The 19,867-nt window shown below is 46.1% G+C and carries 11 protein-coding genes; 5 read left to right on the top strand and 6 right to left on the bottom strand.

The annotated features are described in order from the left end of the window. Positions 1-408 precede the first annotated feature (408 nt). The 4 genes from H3H32_RS09840 to holA all read right to left on the bottom strand — a co-directional run bounded on the left by H3H32_RS09840 (position 409) and on the right by holA (position 5,219). The gene (locus tag H3H32_RS09840; protein WP_182462507.1) at positions 409-636 is read right to left on the bottom strand and encodes a hypothetical protein; all 228 of its coding nucleotides are present in this window, start codon (positions 634-636) and stop codon (positions 409-411) included. 280 nt (positions 637-916) lie between these two features. After that, on the bottom strand, positions 917-1,474 hold the full coding sequence (locus H3H32_RS09835) for a hypothetical protein (protein WP_182462506.1): 558 nt from the start codon (positions 1,472-1,474) through the stop codon (positions 917-919). Positions 1,475-1,595: 121 nt separating this feature from the next. Then, positions 1,596-3,992: a TonB-dependent receptor gene (locus tag H3H32_RS09830; RefSeq protein WP_182462505.1), complete on the bottom strand. Its 2,397-nt coding sequence runs from the start codon at positions 3,990-3,992 to the stop codon at positions 1,596-1,598. Between the two features lie 192 nt (positions 3,993-4,184). After that, on the bottom strand, positions 4,185-5,219 hold the full coding sequence (holA, locus tag H3H32_RS09825) for a DNA polymerase III subunit delta (protein ID WP_182462504.1): 1,035 nt from the start codon (positions 5,217-5,219) through the stop codon (positions 4,185-4,187). A 300-nt stretch (positions 5,220-5,519) separates the two neighbouring features. On the opposite strand from holA, the gene H3H32_RS09820 reads away from it, so the two are divergent. Both H3H32_RS09820 and H3H32_RS09815 read left to right on the top strand, forming a co-directional pair. Beyond that, complete coding sequence (locus H3H32_RS09820) at positions 5,520-7,346, top strand: CocE/NonD family hydrolase (RefSeq protein WP_182462503.1); 1,827 nt, start codon at positions 5,520-5,522, stop codon at positions 7,344-7,346. Between the two features lie 95 nt (positions 7,347-7,441). Further along, on the top strand, positions 7,442-7,972 hold the full coding sequence (locus H3H32_RS09815; protein WP_182462502.1) for a DUF6886 family protein: 531 nt from the start codon (positions 7,442-7,444) through the stop codon (positions 7,970-7,972). Between the two features lie 163 nt (positions 7,973-8,135). Here H3H32_RS09815 and H3H32_RS09810 read toward each other — a convergent pair whose 3' ends face one another. Together H3H32_RS09810 and H3H32_RS09805 are read right to left on the bottom strand one after the other, a co-directional pair. Then, positions 8,136-9,074 carry a hypothetical protein gene (locus tag H3H32_RS09810; RefSeq protein WP_182462501.1) on the bottom strand — a complete coding sequence of 313 codons (939 nt, stop codon included), beginning with the start codon at positions 9,072-9,074 and terminating at the stop codon, positions 8,136-8,138. A gap of 267 nt (positions 9,075-9,341) precedes the next feature. Then, complete coding sequence (locus H3H32_RS09805) at positions 9,342-12,200, bottom strand: family 78 glycoside hydrolase catalytic domain (protein ID WP_240543736.1); 2,859 nt, start codon at positions 12,198-12,200, stop codon at positions 9,342-9,344. Positions 12,201-12,561: 361 nt separating this feature from the next. On the opposite strand from H3H32_RS09805, the gene H3H32_RS09800 reads away from it, so the two are divergent. The 3 genes from H3H32_RS09800 (at position 12,562) to H3H32_RS09790 (ending at position 19,854) form a co-directional block, all read left to right on the top strand. Beyond that, the gene (locus tag H3H32_RS09800) at positions 12,562-13,986 is read left to right on the top strand and encodes a DUF5723 family protein (protein ID WP_182462500.1); all 1,425 of its coding nucleotides are present in this window, start codon (positions 12,562-12,564) and stop codon (positions 13,984-13,986) included. A gap of 129 nt (positions 13,987-14,115) precedes the next feature. Further along, positions 14,116-16,224 (top strand): ATP-dependent DNA helicase RecG, encoded by a 2,109-nt coding sequence (gene recG, locus H3H32_RS09795; protein WP_182462499.1) that lies wholly within the window; start codon positions 14,116-14,118, stop codon positions 16,222-16,224. Between the two features lie 345 nt (positions 16,225-16,569). After that, positions 16,570-19,854: a SusC/RagA family TonB-linked outer membrane protein gene (locus H3H32_RS09790; protein ID WP_182462498.1), complete on the top strand. Its 3,285-nt coding sequence runs from the start codon at positions 16,570-16,572 to the stop codon at positions 19,852-19,854. Positions 19,855-19,867: the final 13 nt, after the last annotated feature.

Raw genomic sequence — 19,867 nt, 5'->3', positions numbered from 1 at the left:
TTTGGGAGAAAAACGCTGGAACTTATAGCTCCGGCGTTTTTTGTGCGGCTGTCCTGATCTATAAACCGGCTTCTTTCCACACCATTTTTCTTATTTTCAAAAGATTCTCTATTTATTAAAAAAACTGAGCTTATGCCCCACCATGAGGCATCAATTGGCTCAATTATTGCTACTTAATTAATGTTCATTGCCGTCTGTTTACAGATTTCAATGAGCTACATATATGGGTATATGGGAAACGCTGACTCAATTGGGTCAGCGTTTTTTTGTTATCTCCTGGTAATTGTTACTTTTTGGCAGAGATCAAGTCTTGATAAGTACGTTTCCCAAGCCCATATAGTCATTCATAGAAATAGCCCGCCAAACTTGGCGGGCTATTTCTATGAATGACTAGCCGCAAAAAAGCGATTACTCAACACGTTTCTGTAAGCTTTTCCGCACTTTATCGGCCGCGGCTAAATCCATCAGCGTAAGATTTGCACTCTTTCTAAGGGTAGGCGATGCTGTCAAAATTTCTGTTGCCATTTTGATCAGTAGAGCGGCTGTAGCCGCCCCGTTCACTTTCCGACGGATAGTACGGGACGGGGTAGCTTTAGCTGCATGAGACGCTAGCGTGTGCAGGTGAATTGACTCCATTTAGCTTAAAATTTGGTTGTTTACGTTCTAATTTAATAACAAAATAAACGCAACTTTCCGCATAAAAACAGCTACTATTTAAGCGTAAAAAGCTAGTCATTCACAAGGAAAACCCATTAATTATCAAGATCATAACGAATAAAAATACGCAGATTTAGCTTTGATCATTTTGTGTGACCCCGATGGGGTCAAATGTTTATAGAAATACCCAATTTGCTATAAGCATTTGACCCCATCGGGGTCACACAAAATACACTTTAATTTAATTTCGCTTGATTGCTTAATTGACGACCACCGGAAAATTGGTATCCAAATCAGAAGACCCCGGTGTAGCAGTGCCATTTTTAACATTCGGCTGGTGCCGTAGCACAACGTTTAGTTTACCAGATCCAGCAGCGCCTGTTTTCACTTCAATCGTTAGCCCAATCGGGTAAGGACCTGGCGATGGATTCGTGTCCCGATCTGTCAGCGTTACCGTTAACAGATTCGAAGGCGTAGGTGTATATACGAACAAGTGCTCATTGGCCTTTTCCTTGATTTCTTCCGTAGCATCCAGCACTGGCGTTTTTGTTTTATCCAGCAGTCCAATAACACCCGTATAGGTCGTATTCGCTTTCAGGGTGAGAGTAGCCTTGCTAAAATCAGCCGTTGTATTCAGATTTTCGATCGTTGCGGTAAGGCTTTCTGTTGGCGTAGCCTTGTTTGTGAGCGTGAGTGAAGCGGTTGTAATTGCCTCATTATCATCGGTAGGCGCTACGTTTTGTTCATCTTTACTACAGGCTCCAGCGAGTAAGGCAATACAGGCGAGCCAGATAACTTGATTTTCTAAGTACTTCATAACTGACAAATTTTAACTGTGAAACTAGGTTGTAATTAATTGAGCATTTAAGGACATAGCTACGCCACGGTTAGCCTTTTGGAAGACTATGGCATTGCATTTTTCAAATTCCGTCAGGAATTCACGTGTTTTTGGAAAGCGAGAAAGGCAGCTTCACTTTAAGCATAATATTCCTCCCCGGCTCATCGGCGAAATAGCGAAAGCGGTTCAGATAATCCCGATACGCTACGTTAGCCAGATTGGTACCGCTCAGAATGACACTCATCGGCTGCCTGCCCACCTGAGTTACGAAACCCAGTTCGGCACCGAGCAGAAAATAAGCAGGGGGCGGAGCGGCAAAATCACCCGTAAAAATGATCTGCCCATTTTCCTGGCGACTCGTTACCGCCGGCGCTCGGTTTTGCCGGGCCACGTACAAGCCACTCAGCGATACATAGAGATTCGACAATTTCCCCCATTTCTCCCAATCGTAGCGCAGGCTATTATCCGATCGGTTAGCCGGAATATAGACGAGGTAACTACGATCGGTCTGATTATAGGCAAACAGCAATGAATTTTTGGTCGTTACGGTTAGTTGGTCCGTTAGTTTATAATTCAAGGTTGCATCGATTCCCCGAAATGTAGCGCGCACTTGCGTATACGTGTATGACGGGAAAGCCCCCCTTTGCCGAACAATAGGCACCGAATCCGGTTTCAGGTAGATGTAGTTATTAATCAGGTTATTATAAGCCCCAATCTCACCGCTCAGTCGCTTACCTGTATAGGCCAACACAAGATTTCCATTGTAAGCCTGCTCAGGCTGGAGATTCGGATTGCCCCGTTCGTAGGCTACCGCACTTTGGTGTAAACCGTTGGAATACAGATCGGCTACATTAGGCGCCCGCCAGGCTGTGCTTAGGTTAGCTGTCAGCGTTAAGTCAGGCCGAAGTTGATAAGCTAGCCCCAACGAGCCGTTTGCATTTTGCCAACTGTGCGTCTCGTTGTAGGTCTGCTTGGTGGCATCATCCAGAAAATAAGCCCGCAACCACCGATAATCATACCGCAACCCGCCCTCAATAGTCCAGGGGCCAACAGCATAGCGTTCTATAGCGAACAACCCCGCTCCATAGTTTCGGAAGTTTGGAATCAAAAACAGATACTGCCGAACATTACCCTGTGTGATGCCATTGAAACCAAGGCTACCTGACCATTGTCCGGCCGATTTGGTTTTGATGGGCGCATGTTCCCAAACCAAATCCATCGTTTGAGATTCCAGCTTGAGGTACAATTCGGGCGTCAGTATGCCACTAAATGAAACATAATCGTACTCTCGGCGCTGATTTTTTTGCCAGGCATAAGTCGCCGTCAGTTCGCCCCCACGACTGGAATGAAGATAGGCTCGTACTTTCAGCATATCGTGCTGCACATCCTGATAAGGACGACCCAGCGAGTAGGAAAATCCAGGTTGCGACAGTGGTTCCGTGCGCTGGAGAGCAGCATACAAATCAGCTAAACTACTTACCTGAGCCCCCGTGAAAAGGCCAACTTTGGTGTCGAACTGACTGAAAAATACCTCTGCACCCCATCGTTTATGATCGTAATGTAAATCGCCAGAAAAGTTGTTTTCGTGATAGCTGGTATTTTCCATATAATAATTAGGCGTTCGTACATAGCCCGATCGTTTTACCGTACCCTGCAATCGCCAGCTTAGCCCCGCTAATTTCTTACTGAATACACCCTCCATCATCCCGGAGGCTACACCCAAGCCGCCATTGGTTCCACCCACTACGTTTACTTCCCCTCCGATTCCGGGTCTCGTAGGCATGGCTTTAGGCTCCACTAGAATTACGCCACCAATGGCATCGGAACCGTAACGAATACTGGCCGCTCCCTTAATAACTGTCAGCCGAGACGCCAGAAACTGATCAATCTGTGGGGCATGTTCGGAACCCCATTGCTGGTCTTCCTGCCGAATTCCATTGTTCAGAATAATGATTCGATTGCTATATAACCCATGAATAACGGGTTTAGAAACACTAGGACCGGTCTGAATCGAATACAAACCTGCAAGCGACTTTAAGCTCTCGCCTAACGATTGACCGCGTGTTTGATCCAGCGCTGCACCCGATAAACTAACTTGCGTCTGTAATAATTGCTGGGCTTCCGAACGGTGCTCTGTCACAACAACTTCCTGCAATAACTGATTATCGGACACTAGCTGTACGGTAGGTAGCGTCATCAATGAATCGCTACCAACGGTTACAGAAACCGTTTTTGTTTTATAACCAACAAATTGATAGTCAATCGTATACTTACCAGCGCATAGTTTATTGATTCGAAAAGAACCTGTTGAGTCGGCCACCGAACCAGTTTGCAATTCGTGGATATAAACCGTTGCTCCTACCAGTGGCTCATGCGTATCCTGTCCTAAAATCCGGCCATGAACTACTTTAGTACACATAGCCGATTGTGACCAACCGACTGAAATCGTGTTGGTTAATACCCAAATCCATAAACCGACTTTCCAATAGTTACGCATCAAGCTTTTCCCCAATCTGATTTCAAGGTCCCCTCAAGATCATTTATGCAACAACGTTGCAATATTAACTAAAAATATGAGATGACGTCTTATTTTCGAGTTATTGACTGATAATTTTGTTAAACCCCACCGGGCAAAAACACAAAAAGCCACTGATAGTCAGTGGCTTTTTGTGTTTCAACAAGTTTTCATCTAGTGCAGAATCTCAAAGACTAATTCGCGTAGAATATCGCTCTCGCTCATGGTTGGCGTGTCAATTCCTTTGCTTTGGGCATCGGCCCTCCGGATGGCGTGAATAATGGAGGCTACTTTGGGAAGCGGAAATGTACGGGCTGCCGACTGGTAATCTTTCACGAAAAACGGATTTACGCCGAGTAGTGGGGCCAGTCCTTTATCGCTCTGATCTTTAGATGCCTGCACCAATAAGACCTTACTGAAATAGCCAAAAAGTTGTGACAGAATGACGACTAATGGATTGTCTTTCGGGTTTCGCCCGAAATAATCAACGATCTGATTCGCCTTCACCACATCGCGTTGGATAAGGGCTTTTTGCAGCTCAAAAACATTGTATTCTTTACTAATCCCGACTAATCGCTCAACGGTTGCGGCCGAGATCTCTTCGCCCACATGGAGATTAATCAGAATTTTGTCGATTTCGCTCGCCAACCGTTTAAGGTCGTTGCCAATGTGATCGGCCAGGAGCTGACAGGCTTTAGGGCTAACTTTGGCCCCCTGTTCGCGGCAGTACTCGCCCACCCAATCGGGTATCTTGTTGTCGTATAGCTTTTTAACACCCAACAGTTTTCCTTTGGCCCCAAACGCCTTCACCCAGGCTTTACGCTCGTCGAGGGCTGGCTTGCCGTCTTCCCGTGTATAACAGAGCATCAAAATGGTACTAGAAAGCGGATTCAGCGCGTAATCTTCGAACAGTGTCTGTGCCGATTTATCGTTGATGCCATTCATCTGCTGGGCTTCTTTCACGAGCACCAACTGCCGCTCGGCCATGAATGGATAGCGTCGGGCGTAGTTCAGAACGGCCCCGGCATCCGTATCTTTCCCGAACAGGACAAACTGATTGAATCCTCGCTCAGCAACTGGAACAGCCACTTTTTCAAGTTCCTCAGCGATCCGATCAATATAATAGGGTTCATCGCCATGAATCAGATACACAGGGGCAATCCGTTTGTTACGGATATCTTTCAGAAGAGCATCAACAGCAGGAATCAAAACGGTATTCGGTTTATGGTATTTGGCAACTGGTAGTGCTGAGTGATGTCAGGTTCTTAAACCTGACATCGTGAGGTTTCTTAAAACCGATTTTAGCACTTCTTAGACAATTAAAGGTTTTGAGAAACCTTTAGCGTCAGGTTTAAGAACCTGACATCACTCATATTAATCTGAATCTTGAATCACAAAAATAACGCTTACTAAACATTTATGCCGAATTAAAACGCCAGAACACGATTCCTGCGAAAAGTAGCCCTGTGTTTTCTATATTTAGCTCTTCACTCCCAGACACTTCACTCAATGCCAAAACATCTCCTCTATTTCGCCATTTTCCTGCTTAACTACTCTCTACAGGCCATCGCCCAAACACCCAGTTCCTACGAACGGCAGGAAGTCATGATCCCGATGCGCGATGGCGTTCGGTTGAATACAGTGATTTACACGCTCAAAAACAGTAAAGAAGCGCTGCCTTTTCTGCTGACACGCACGCCATATGGTGTTAGCGAAACGCCAACTCCCGATCGTATCCAATACGTAAAAGACATGGCCGACGATGGCTATATCTTTGTTTATCAAGACATTCGTGGGCGCTACAAATCGGAAGGCACGTTCGAGATGCAGCGCTTTACCCGAGATAAGAAAAACTCAAAAGCTATCGACGAAAGTACGGACACCTACGATACCATTGAGTGGTTGCTTGCGAATGTTCCGAACAACAACAAAAAGGTGGGCATGTATGGGATTTCATACGCAGGCTGGACTACGGCTATTGCCGCTATTGACCCACACCCCGCTCTGGTGGCCGTTTCGGAGCAGGCAACCCCCTCTGACATGTTTCTGGGAGACGATTTTCATCATAACGGAGCGTTTCGGTTGAGCTATGGCTTTGAATATGCCTTCATGGAAGAGGCCACCAAAACAGATTCGTTGTTTCCGTTTCCCAATTACGACACCTACGACTGGTATTTGAAATTAGGTCCGCTTTCGAACGCTAACAAGTTGTATTTCAACGGAAAACTACCGACCTGGAACGACTTCGTCAAACACCCGAACTACGATTCATTCTGGCAGAAACAATCGCTCATTAATCGCATTGATAGTAGCCCTAAAATACCGACTATGAATGTAGCAGGCTGGTGGGATCAGGAAGATTTTTACGGCCCCCTGAAAGCCTACCAACTTTGGGAAAAGCAGGATCAGGCACACAAAAACTTTCTGGTAGCGGGTCCCTGGAATCATGGTGGTTGGGGCCGAAGCGACGGTAGCACCTTAGGAAATATCAAATTCGACACAGCCACATCGGTAACCTTCCGAAAGGAGATTCAGGCACCCTGGTTTGCGTACTATCTCAAAGGGAAAGGTTCTGGGAATTTTGCCGAAGCCGTTACGTTTCAAACAGGTTCAAATACATGGAAACGCTATGAAACCTGGCCCCCTAAAGAAGCCTCGAAGCGTAACCTGTATTTTCAGTCCAACGGTAAACTATCGTTCGATGCACCAAAAGCAACAACTGGTTCCGATGCGTATGTGTCTGATCCAGCGCACCCTGTCCCCTATCGCACGCGCCCAATTGAAGCTACTTACGGACCAGGTTCTCGCTGGCGCACCTGGCTTACTGAAGATCAGCGATTTGTACACAATCGCCCTGATGTGCTGTCCTGGGAAACGGATGCTTTGACCGAAGATATAACGGTAACAGGCGAAGTATTGGCTAAATTATTTGCCGCGACAACGGGTAGCGACGCCGATTGGGTTGTCAAGCTGATCGATGTGTATCCAGCCCACGATCCGAAGCAACTCGCCATGAGTGGTTATCAATTGATGGTAGCGAATGATGTGTTCCGGGGCCGATTCCGTACTAGTTTTGAAAAGCCGGAAGCCATTCAGCCCAACAAGACTGAAGCCTATTCGATTGATCTCCATTCCATTAACCATGTGTTCCGGAAAGGCCATAAAATGATGGTGCAAGTTCAGAGTACCTGGTTCCCGATCATCGACCGGAATCCGCAAAAGTTTGTTCCAAACATTTTTGAAGCAAAAGAGAGCGATTACCAAAAAGCCACCCACACCATTTTCCGCTCGGCTGCCTATCCATCACATCTGGAGCTGAGCGTGGTTGGAAAGTAAAGACGTTTTTGGGCAATTACTCTGCCTTTGTCCTGTATAATCAATCAACATGGTCTGAGTTTATAATCATCTATCCAAGCCGAACGCCCCAACTCGTGCAGCCTAATCGATTAGTTCACATCAGCGAAGACCCCACTATTAAGGTTTTCGAACCCAAACCTTCTCCGTCTCATTTTGATTCTATTCATGGGGATGTCGTGTTTGCAATTACCGAGACGCTCTTGCACAATTACCTGTTTCCTAGAGATTGCCCAAGAGTAACGTTTTATTCCAAAGACAGTACGTCAGAAGTTGACAAGGAAAAATTTCTAGGCAATACGCCTGCATCGTTTGTCGTCGTGCTGGAAAATAAATGGCGTGAGAAAATAGAACAAGCCCAGCTTTATTGTTACGAATTTCGGCCGGATAATTTTGTGTTACTTGACGAAGGCGCTGGCTATTATGTCTCTTACCAAAGTGAAACACCTTTATCCATGCGAATTATAAAAAATTGTTTAGAGGAATTAGAAAAGAGAACTATTGAGGTGCGCTTTGTAGAAACGCTGTGGCCGTTAGCTCGGGAAGTAGCTGAGTCTACATTGCAATTTTCCTTGATCCGAATGCGAAATGCAATACCTGAATCTTGAACAGTAGAATTGCTTGTTTTACCAATCAGACGATAGGAGGAATATCAAAGTTCCCATGGGTTAAGTTTAAAATTCCTCCTATCGTCTGATTGGCAAAAAGCAACAGTCTTTAAACATAGTACAATTATTGACTCTACTAATCAATGTAATAGTTTACCACTACCTATCGCCGAAAAGTCGGGCATTTGATAACGGATGGCGGAATCAGGTAATGAATGGAAAGTTGGGCCAGTATATAAAAATCATTACCCGGTAGCCCTCGCCTGACATCCGGGGAAACAGCATATAAGGTTGATAAGGCCTTAGTTCGGTCATCGCCCGTACGAGCAGCAATTGGTTCAGCCCGTCGATCTGACATTGTAGCTGACAAGGCCGATGGCAAATCGCCCGGATTTGGATAAAAGCCACTTACATCATCGAGATAATCCGTAAACGTGTAGCGAAAACTGAGTTCGGCGGCCAAATTCAGGCTTTCCGTAAGTTGCCAGCGCATGCCTGCGCCAACCGGTATGGCGGCTGTAAGCAACGAATAGGGCTTAGCGTAACCAGGCTGCCCTTGCCCTTCGGTGCCCAGTGGTTGCAAAGCAACCCAGTCCCCTAAAGAACCATCTGCATTGACAGGCGTCCTTGCTTTAGGATTGTGTGCCACCAGCGCTACACCAAGCGTCAGATAGGGGGTAAAGGCTGGGCGTTGGTTTGGCCGACGGCCCTCAGGAATAAATTGATAGATACCACTCAACGCTAACTCTTTAAGGTCATTCCGGAAGTGAAGATTCCGCTGAAATTGAGCGGGATGCCCATTCGGTTCGTCTTTATTAAATGTGTAATCATCTCCAGCCAATCGAATTAGGGTTAAGGATGCCCGAGCAGAAAAGCTGGGGGTAAGATGACGGGTAAAGCTCCCTCCTACGTTCCAGCGGGGTGACAATGAAAAACTTTGAAACGCTTGATTGGGTGGCGCCAATTCTCCCAAATAGAATGACGCTCCTCCAGCGATACCCACTTCAGAAAACGGAATAAATTGTGAATTACCGCGACGTTGCGCTTGCACATTAGGCAGGCAAAAAAACGCTATGCAAAACATAGCCGGTACTAATTTCATAGACATACAATTCGAATGGTACCCAAATAACGCGAAATGGGTCCTTAATGCCACAAAGTTTAGAAAATTTGTGGCGATTACGGTACTATAGCCGATAAGAAATGGCGTTTTTCACTTTAGTAACGGCAATAGTTGCTGTATGTATATAAATTGAGAAGAGTTACTCAAACTTCTACAAGAACCACTATTTACTCATATTCGTCTTTTGAGAAAGGCTATTAATCACGCTAAATCTCAAAGATTTAACGTGATTAACAGCCTTCGCTCTTAGTTCTGGGACGTGAATTGATACACCCCTGAGCCGATCTCAACAGGCAAGTAGCCGTCTTTATAGGCTTTTACGGTTATAGCCGAATTTGTTTTTACGGCTTTGCCAGCCTCTAAAACAGTCGTAGGATTTATTGTTGGGATGAAAACAGTGGCTATGGTATTAATAGGTACTGTAACCTGCACCTGAATGGAAGAGCCGTCTTTTTTCCAGGCGGTTGTAATCATTCCGTTGATGGAATGGTAAGTTGCTTTTACTTGCTTAATACCCAGCCGGGCAATTTCGGGTTTGATCGTAAACGTTCGATAGCCAGCTTCTCCAACCTGAATTCCGGCGGCATACTCAAATAACCACTCATTTACGGAGCCAAAGGCGTAATGGTTAAAGGAATTCATGCCCGCATTATTCTCGAAGCCTTTGCCCTTGATGTAACTATTCCAACGCTCCCATATGGTATTGGCACCATTGACCACTTCGAACCCCCAGGAAGGATAGTCTGTACTTAACAATAAATTGTACGCTTCATCGCTGTGCCCCGTACTCGATAAGGCAGGCAATAGTGGCTTCACCCCTAAAAAGCCGGTTGAGAGTTTGTTATTATTCGCCTTAATAAGTTCTACCAGCCAATTACCCGCCTTTTGGGTAAGGTCTGGTTTAAGCATATGCATGTAAATCGCATTGGCATACGCGGTTTGGGTATGTCCAGCAAAACCCATGTCTCCATCTACATAGCCATCTCCATTACCATACGCAGCACTATTCGTTTTAAACTTCCCGGTTTCGTCGGTGTAGTGCGCCAGAAATGCCTGTTTGATCTTCGTAAAAATGGTCGTGTAATACGCCGACTCATCCTGTTTGCCGATAGCCTTGGCCATTTCGGCCATCATAGAAGCCACGTAGCCGTAGTACATGGTTGCCAGCATGTCGGGAGGTGTTTTCTTCCCCACCGAAAGCCAGTCGCCAAAGCCACCTTTAGGGGAAATTTCCTCGAAGCTGCCTTCTTTATAAACATAGTCTCCTTTACTCTTTGCTTCCATAAACTTGAGATAGGCCACCATATTCGGCCAGAATTCCCGAATTACCCGGGTATCTCCGTACGTTTTGTAAATGGTATACGGGCAAATAATCCCAGCCTCCGACCAACCCGGCGAATACGTATCTGTTTTGCGAACGTTGGGCGCGGGGGCATAAATTGGATAGGAATGATCGGCTCGTTGTGCGTCGTTTAAATCAACCAGCCATTTTGTGTAAAACGCCGAAATATCAGTATTGAAAGCAGCAGACTGAACATAAGCCTGCGCATCTCCCGTCCAACCCAGTCGTTCATCGCGTTGTGGGCAATCTGTTGGAACATCAAAATAATTGGATCGTTGTGTCCACACAATGTTCTGGTACAGCTTATTAATTAGTAGATTATCTGTACTGAACGAACCAGTTGAGGGGGTAGCAGAGGTCAATACAATGCCCGTAATCGCATCTAGTCTTGGGGGAGTTCTGAACCCAGCAACTTCTACATATTGAAATCCATGATAGGTAAATTTTGGAGTCCAGGTTTCACCGTCCTTACTGCCCTTAAGAATATACGTGTCCGTAGCACGAGCCTTCCGTAAATTCTCGGTCATTAGTTCACCATTTGGGAATAACACTTCGCCAAATTTCAATCGAATGGTGTCCCCTTTGTTGCCTTTAACTTTAAGCCGTACAACACCTGCAAAGTTTTGCCCTAAGTCAAAAAGGTATTTCCCACCCGATTTTGGCGTGACAGTTTTCGCCTTTAATTCCTGAAAAACCTGAATTGGATTTCCAGGATAAACCTCAATCTTTCGTTCCGCTTTATCTGGATAAGTGCCACTTTTCTTCCATTTCGAATCATCGTAACCAACTATACTCCAATTATCAAAGTCGAGATTGGCATTGTGCGTTTCACCATTTAAGATGTCGGCTTCAAGGATTGGGCCGTGATTTGTCTTCCAGCTTTGGTCGGTAGTTATGATCTCTTTCTCCCCATTGGTATAGTCTACTTCCAGTTGCGCCTTTAGCAATGGAACACTTCCATAGAAATTCCGCACCACGGGATTACCTACCAGCAAGGCGTACCCAAGATAACCAGCATACCAACCATCGGACAGAATAGCGCCCAGTGCATTTTTACCCGTCTTTAGATTGGCCGTAACATCGTAGGTTTGATAATAAACCCGCTTGTTATAATCGGTCCAGCCAGGTGTAAAGTAGTCTTTCCCAACACGCTTGCCATTGATCTGAAACTCATATAAGCCAAGCGATGTAACGTATAACCGTGCTCGCTTAATGAGCCCTTTCAGTTGAGTTTCTTTTCTGAAAAACGGAGCGGGGGGCAGATGATACGTTTTCCCTTTTCCTAAGGCCGTTAAGTCATTTCCAATCCATTCGGCTTTCCAGTCGGATTTAGTTAGCAAGCCCATTTCCCATTTGGCAATGGCGCTCCAGGGGCCAGGTTCGCCATTTTTATCCCAACTCCGAACCTTCCAATAACAAATAGCCCTGGCAGCCAATGGCTTACCCGCATATTCTACTTGATTAGTAGCATTGCCCGCGACTTTATTAGAATTCCAGAGATCGGCTTTGTCTGCAACTAATTGTTCAGGCGATGAAGCGACCAGTAGCTGATAGGCCGACTGTGTCTGACCTCTTACTAGAGATGTCAGCTCCCAACTTAGGCGAGGTTTTCCGACATCAGTCACCGGATTTACTTTGTATTCAGTACGTAGATTAACTGGCTTTAAATCTGAGGCCATAACAACCGATTTAGCCCCTAATTGGAGGGTAATAATACAGGCAATGAACAGCATAACCTGCGCCTTAGACCGGACAAAAATCATGAATTAGTCAGGGATTACTACCTAAGAAAATCCGTTATAAATGGATTGATATACTGCCACGGGAAAGGTTCGATAAGTAACAAAACTACTGTATAAAAAGCCTTTCGAATCCGAATTTACCGAACGTCGATAAGCCATTAGTATAAAGTAAAACAGCAGATTTTTTCATTTGTAGAAATGAATCGGCCATGCAGTTACCAAAGCTTATTCTACGAAAAGTACAAGTACCAACCTGTTTCATTTGAGTCAACAAAAGGAGGGTATTTTTACCACTCACTCAAAATAAATCCAGTCTAATCTAACCCTAGCGCTGGATTTGCGTTTCTTTTGTAGAACACTTTTCCATTCATTAATTCATTACATGAAGTATTCACTCAGTTTAGGGCTGTTTTTACTGCTAGCAACGGTCGGTTTTTCTCAAAACCTACTCGGGATTTCGACCAGCCGCTATGGAGGAACTAACCGCCTATATATTAATCCAGCTTTAGCTGCAGATTCCCCCTCAAAGTTCTATTTGAACGTATTTACGGGTAATGGCCATGTTGATAACAACTATGTCCGGTATCAGGCCCCATTTTCCTTACTCAGTCTGCTGACAGGCACTGTACCTGCCCAATATAAAAACTCAAACGGGACCATTAAATTTGAGCAAGACTATACCCAGGAGATGTTAAATGGCAGAGCAAAAAATGGGACGGTCTCGGGTGAAATTCGTGGCCCGTCTTTACTGATGAAAACCGGTGAACGAGGAGCATTTGCAATCACCACCCGCTTTCGAGCCGTGGGTCAGGTAGTTGGGGCTTCGGAGCCACTGCTATCGTCCTTGCGAGCCAGTTTGAATGACGGCGCCTTGTATAGCATTCCTAGCACCGACAATAAATTCAATGCCAATGCCAACACCTATGCCGAATTAGGTTTAACCTACGCTGGGACTGTTCTGGAGGGCGATGGCCGTAAACTTCTTTTAGGGGCAACGGCAAAATTTATGCTCGGCTATAATGGCCAGCAATTGATTAACCGGGGTATGAATTACCGGATTGTACAGGACCCTGCTAACGCGAATAATGCTTATCTGGAGGTTAATAAACTGGATGCAACCTTTGCCTACACGAATTATCTTCAGAATCGGAGCTTAACTCCATCTACTTTATTTAGCTCTTCGGTACCTGGCCGGGGCTTTGGGGTTGACATTGGCCTGACTTATATTGACCAATACGATGCCGAAAGTCCAGCCTTGCAATTAGGCATCGCACTGACCGATGTTGGCGGCCTGACTTATAAAGGGCAGGAATACAGGTATACTGATATTGGTACAAACCCTGTTAAGTTTCGAAGTAGCGACTTTAATAATCTTAATGGAACTGGTTCGATCATTGAAGTTATCCAGAACAAATTAAACACTGGTCGAACTCCCGATAACAATACGTTTAGAGCTGGTCTACCAACCTCGTTAAACCTAACAGCCGACTATCAGTTACCCAGTGGATTCGGTATAAACCTGACGTATTTGCAGGACATGCGGGCGTTACAGGCAACTGCTATTCATCAACCAACCATACTCGCTGTTACGCCGAGATACGATGCTCGCTGGCTAAGTTTAGCACTGCCTATTGCTTATCTGAATGGTGGGATAACCGCAGGGGGTTCTATACGGGTTGGGCCAGGTTGGTTGGGCACCGATAATTTTCTGGGCCTGATTGGCACAAAATCCAACGGTATTCAGCCTCGTGGCTTAGATATTTATGCGGGCTTAGCATTTGGTATTGGGCGAGTTAACGAGGAATAAAGTCGTGATGCTCATGAAATGAGTGTATATCCCGATTTACCGACTCCACTAAATCCATCGCTCTATTTGCAATAAAATGCGTATTTTTGATTAAATCTGCCAGTAAAACGGGTATTTGTAGGGTCTGTTATGACCGAGCGCGCTACTTTTTTCGATACACCACTTTTGTACCTCAAGGGATTAGGCCCGCAACGTACTGAACTGCTCAACAAAGAGTTGAATTTGTTCACCTACGGCGACCTGATTCAATACTATCCTTTTCGCTTCGACGATCGTTCCCGCTTTTATACCATCGACGAACTGATGGATTCCATGCCTTCGGCTCAAATACGCGGGCGATTACGGGACTGGTATCTGGAAGGTGAGGGACCGAAAAAACGATTGGTCGCGACGTTTACCGATGGTACCGGCTCATTGAGTCTCGTCTGGTTTCAGGGGATTACGTATATCGAAAAAACCTTACGGCGCGACGGAGAATACATTGTTTATGGAAAGCCCCAGTCGTTCAATGGGCAGTTTAGTATCATTCATCCCGAACTGGAAAACGCAAATACCGCTTCGGAACACGAAATGGGCTTTTTCCCGGTTTATAATCTGACCGAAAAACTCCGTAAACGCCATCTCGACAGTAAAGTTCTTGGCAAGGTGATGCGGATCTTGCTCGAACAATCGTGGCCGCATATTCACGAAACGCTACCCGATTCGCTCATTCAGCAATTTCGGCTGATTGGTAAACGGGAAGCTATGTGGAACATTCACTTACCTCAAAATCAGGGCTGGCTAAAACAGGCTCAGCGTCGGTTGAAATTTGAGGAACTGTTCTACAACCAGCTACGACTGATCAAAAATAAGCTTATTCAGAAGGAGGAATTTCCGGGACAGGTATTCCGGGACACCTCACTGATGAAGCACTTTTATAATGAACTGCTACCCTTTGAATTAACCGGTGCCCAGCAGCGGGTTATCAAAGAAATATACGCCGATTTTCTGACCGGGAAGCAGATGAATCGGCTGTTGCAGGGTGATGTGGGTAGTGGTAAAACCATCGTTGCTTTTATTGCCTGCCTGTTGGCTATTGGAAATGGTGCACAAGCCTGCCTGATGGCCCCTACCGAAATTCTGGCCGACCAGCACTACAACGGCTTAAAGCCTTTTGCGGATGCTATGGGCTTAAACCTCGGTATTCTGACGGGTTCGACCAATAAGAAACGCCGGGTGGTTTTGCACGAAGAGCTGCAATCGGGCAAGATGCACATTCTGGTTGGCACACACGCCTTACTCGAAGATGCCGTGCAATACAAAAACCTTGGCCTGTGTATCATTGATGAACAACACCGATTTGGCGTTGCGCAACGGGCAAAACTCTGGCGGAAGAACGAAGTAGTTCCACCACACATTCTGGTTATGACAGCTACGCCGATTCCACGCACGCTGGCCATGACGCTCTATGGCAATCTCGATGTATCCGTTATCGATGAACTGCCCAAAGGCCGCAAACCCATTAAAACCGTCCATAAATACGACAAGCACCGTTCTGAAGTATTCGGGTTTATGCGCCAGCAGATTGAGCTTGGTCGGCAGGTATACGTCGTGTATCCGCTTATTGAAGAATCCGAAAAGCTTGATTACAAAGATCTGATGGATGGCTTTGAGAGTATGCAGCGGGCTTTTCCTCGTCCAAAATATGAAGTAGGCATGCTACACGGCAAAATGCTTCCTTACGAGAAAGATGACGAGATGAAACGCTTTTTAAAGCAGGAAACCCAGATTCTGGTAGCCACAACCGTTATCGAAGTTGGGGTTAACGTACCGAATGCCAGTGTAATGGTCATTGAAAGCGCCGAGCGATTTGGCCTTTCTCAGCTCCACCAGCTACGTGGGCGGGTTGGTCGGGGTGCCGAACAATCGTACTGTGTCATGATGACCGGCTACAAACTCAGTAGTGATACCCGTACCCGGCTAGAAACGATGGTTCGGACAAACAATGGCTTCGAAATTGCCGATGTCGACCTTCAGCTACGTGGCCCTGGCGATCTCACGGGTACGCAACAAAGTGGAGTAATGGATTTAATGATTGCCGATCTGGCTAAAGATGGCGCCATTCTCACAGCAGCCCGCGAATCGGCACAGGCAATCTTAGCCGAAGACCCAGAACTCGTGCTCCCCCAGCACGCTCCCATCCGAAATCACGTCGATGCGCTTAAGCAGACTGAAAACAACTGGGGACGTATTTCTTAAATTTTTTTAGAAATATTTTTTTCTCTGTACCCTGGCTAGGAACAGTCAAACATGTCTTCTTTTAAATTCCAGCAACTGTATAAAACACAACAGCCTTGTTTCAAAAGAGTCACGTAACTGCTTAGATCACAGAAAAATAGCCAAAGAAAAATTAAACTCTATTACCATAAAATCCTATTTAATCTACAGCTTTTCTTCAAGGTGATTAACTATTTTTTAATCCTTTTTTGTACATTAGCAGCAAATAATGTTAAAATAAGCTCTATTTTAGGTAATTATTAACGAGTAAAAACACTCAGTACTTAAGCTTTAACCCATTGTTAAATTAACAATAAGTTAAAGCTTATGCAAAAACAATGTACGCACCAGAAGCTCTTCTTTCTGCGAGAAGATGCCTTCCCAACAAGCACGATCAGGCCCCGGAAGATCGTGTTTTGTTCTCTGTTTCTGTTTAGCCTGTTTTGCTCGATTGGGGCCTTCGCTCAATCGAAAGTAACGGGTAAGGTAATTGACGCACAAGGCTTAGCTCTCCCAGGAGTTAGTATTGTTGTCAAGGGCACAACAACAGGTACAGTATCTTCAGCTACCGGGGACTACACGCTTAATCTACCTAAAGGCAACGAAACGCTGGTCTTTTCTTACATCGGATATGTAAGCCAGGAAATCGCAGCAACTGGTCGCAATTCGATTAACATCACCCTGGCTTCCGACGACAAGATGCTGAACGAAGTTGTTGTGGTGGGGTATGGCGAGCAGAAGAAAGAAACCGTAACAGGAGCCGTAGCCACCGTAAAAGGGACCGACTTGATAAAATCCCCGGCGGTAAACCTGAGTAACTCCATTGCGGGCCGGATGCCGGGCGTTATTGCAACAAACGCCAGCGGTGAACCAGGTTACGATGGAGCAGCTATCCGGATTCGGGGCTCTAACACATTGGGTAATAATGACGCCCTGATCGTTATCGATGGTGTACCAGCCCGGGCTGGGGGTATTGACCGCCTGAATCCGGCTGATATCGAAAGCATGTCAGTTCTGAAAGATGCCTCGGCAGCCATTTATGGATCTCGGGCAGCTAACGGGGTTATTCTTGTAACAACCAAACGGGGTAAAAGCGGTAAGCCAGAGTTGTCATACAGCTTCAACCAGGGCTTTGGTCAGCCAACCGTTATTCCCAAGATGGCATCTGCGGCCGAATATGCCCAGTTGAACAACGAGATTAACCTGTATAACTTACCTGCGCAATATTGGAAAGACGCTAATGCAGCTTTTAATACAACAGGTAGCTATACCCTGCCCGACAAATCAGTAGCTAAAGCTGCTTTTACACCAGACGATATCAAGAAGTTTCAGGATGGTTCGGACCCTTGGGGTCACCCCAATACCGATTGGTTCGGCGCGGCACTGAAAACCTGGTCGCCCCAGGTGCGGCACACGTTGCAATTAGTAGGTGGTTCAGAGAACATCAAGTACCTGACCTCGGTCAACTATCAGAATCAGGATGCTTACTACAAAAATTCGGCTACGGGTTACAAGCAATATGATTTCCGTCTGAATCTGGATGCCAAAATCAGTAAGTATATCAATCTGGTAACGGGCGTAGTGGGTCGTCAGGAAAATCGGTTCTTCCCAACGGTTGGCGCTGGTGATATTTTCCGGATGCTGGCACGGGGATATCCAAACAAGCCTGCTTTCTGGCCAAATGGTTTACCCGCTCCTGATATCGAGAATGGACAACAACCTGTACTCGTTACAACCAGCGCTACGGGTTACGACAGAGATACACGGTATTATTTGCAAAGTAATGCCAGTATTAATATTACTAACCCCTGGGTGCCAGGCTTGAAGTTGACTGGTAGCGTTGCGTTGGATAAATACATTCAGCAAGGCAAACGGTGGCAGACCCCCTGGTTCGTATATAGCTGGGATTATACTTCCTACGATCCAACAACGAAGGAACCTCTGCTTCAGCGCGTACAGAAAGGGCCTGCCCAGTCTACCCTCAATCAGTACACTAATGATCAGTTCAACTCGCTGCTGTCGGGTATTCTGTCCTACGATCATACCTTCGGTGCCAGTCATGCCATCACGTTGCTGGCTGGTATCACGAAGGAGCAATCTAACTCAAATGGCTTTTCTGGCTTCCGCCAATACTTTAACTCGACGGCCATCGATCAGTTGTTTGCTGGTAGCCAAACTCAGCAGATTGCCAATACCACGGCCGCATGGGAACGGGCTCGGATGAGTTATTTTGGCCGGGCTGCGTATAACTACAAAGAAAAATACCTGGCTGAATTCCTGTGGCGCTACGATGGTTCGTATATGTTCCCGGCTGCCAGCCGTTGGGGTTTCTTCCCTGGCGTGACGGCAGGCTGGCGTATTTCAGAAGAGGACTTCTTCAAGAAAGCCCTGCCAGTTGTTAGCTCGTTGAAACTACGGGCATCGTGGGGGCAATTGGGTAACGACCAGGTGTATTTCAACAATACCCTGCGCGAGTACGATTACCTACCAACGTATGCTTACGGCGACGCTGTGAATTCGAACTGGGGTTATGTGATCAACAACCAGGTAGCACAGACACTGTATGAAAATGGTGTCCCTAATACCAAGCTAACCTGGGAAGTTGCCAACAACGCTGACATTGGTCTGGAAGGATCATTGCTGAACGGAAAGGTTTTCTTCGAGTTCGATGTGTTCCAGAACAAACGGTCAAACATCCTATGGCGTCAAAGTGCGTCGATTCCACAAACAACGGGTGCTACCTTACCAGCTACCAACATCGGCCGGGTGACCAATAAAGGTTACGAATTCCGGGTTGGTTACAATGGTCAGGCAGGAGATTTAAAATTCAATGTGAGCGTAAATGGTGGTTATGCCAAGAATACAATTACGTTCTGGGATGAAGTACCTGGTGCACCAGAGTGGCAGCGTTCGACAGGCAAGCCAATTCCAAGCGACGTGAACAACCCAAACAATGCCAATGGTACACTCTTGTATCAATATGACGGCATTTTCTCTACACAAGCAGAGATTGACGCCAACAAGCTGGATTACAGCGGTGTAGGCGCCAGCCTGCTACGCCCCGGCGACATGAAGCTCAAGGATATCGATGGAAATGGTAAAATCGATGCCAATGACCGTGTACGGGCCGACCGTAACAACCAACCCCGTTTTCAGGGTGGTTTGAACGCCAGTGTCCGCTACAAAAACTTCGATCTTAGCATTCTTTTCCAAGGATCAGCCGGTGGCCAAATCTTCCTGCAAACGGAGTCAGGCACCATTGGTAACTTCTTGAAATACAGCTACGATCACCGTTGGACGGTAGACAATCCAAGCACCGTTGACCCTCGTATAGTTGACCGCAGCAATCAGTACTTCTCTAACGGTACCAGCTACTGGCTGAGAAGCACAGACTATATTCGGTTGAAAAACCTGGAGTTGGGCTATACCCTGCCTAGTACTATTGGGAACAAAATTGGTCTCAGCAATCTGCGCGTTTACGTAAACGGCTTGAACCTGGCCACCTACGCGCCAGCCATGAAAGGCATTTACGATCCCGAATCGACTAATAGTGCGGGACAATATTACCCACAAGCACGGGTGATCAACACGGGCGTAACACTCAGTTTCTAATCGATTAATCAGA

The sequence above is a fragment of the Spirosoma foliorum genome, from assembly GCF_014117325.1.
Lineage (GTDB): Bacteria > Bacteroidota > Bacteroidia > Cytophagales > Spirosomataceae > Spirosoma > Spirosoma foliorum.
The sequence above is the reverse complement of the archived record's forward strand: the minus strand, read 5'-3'. Positions and strand labels throughout refer to the sequence as shown.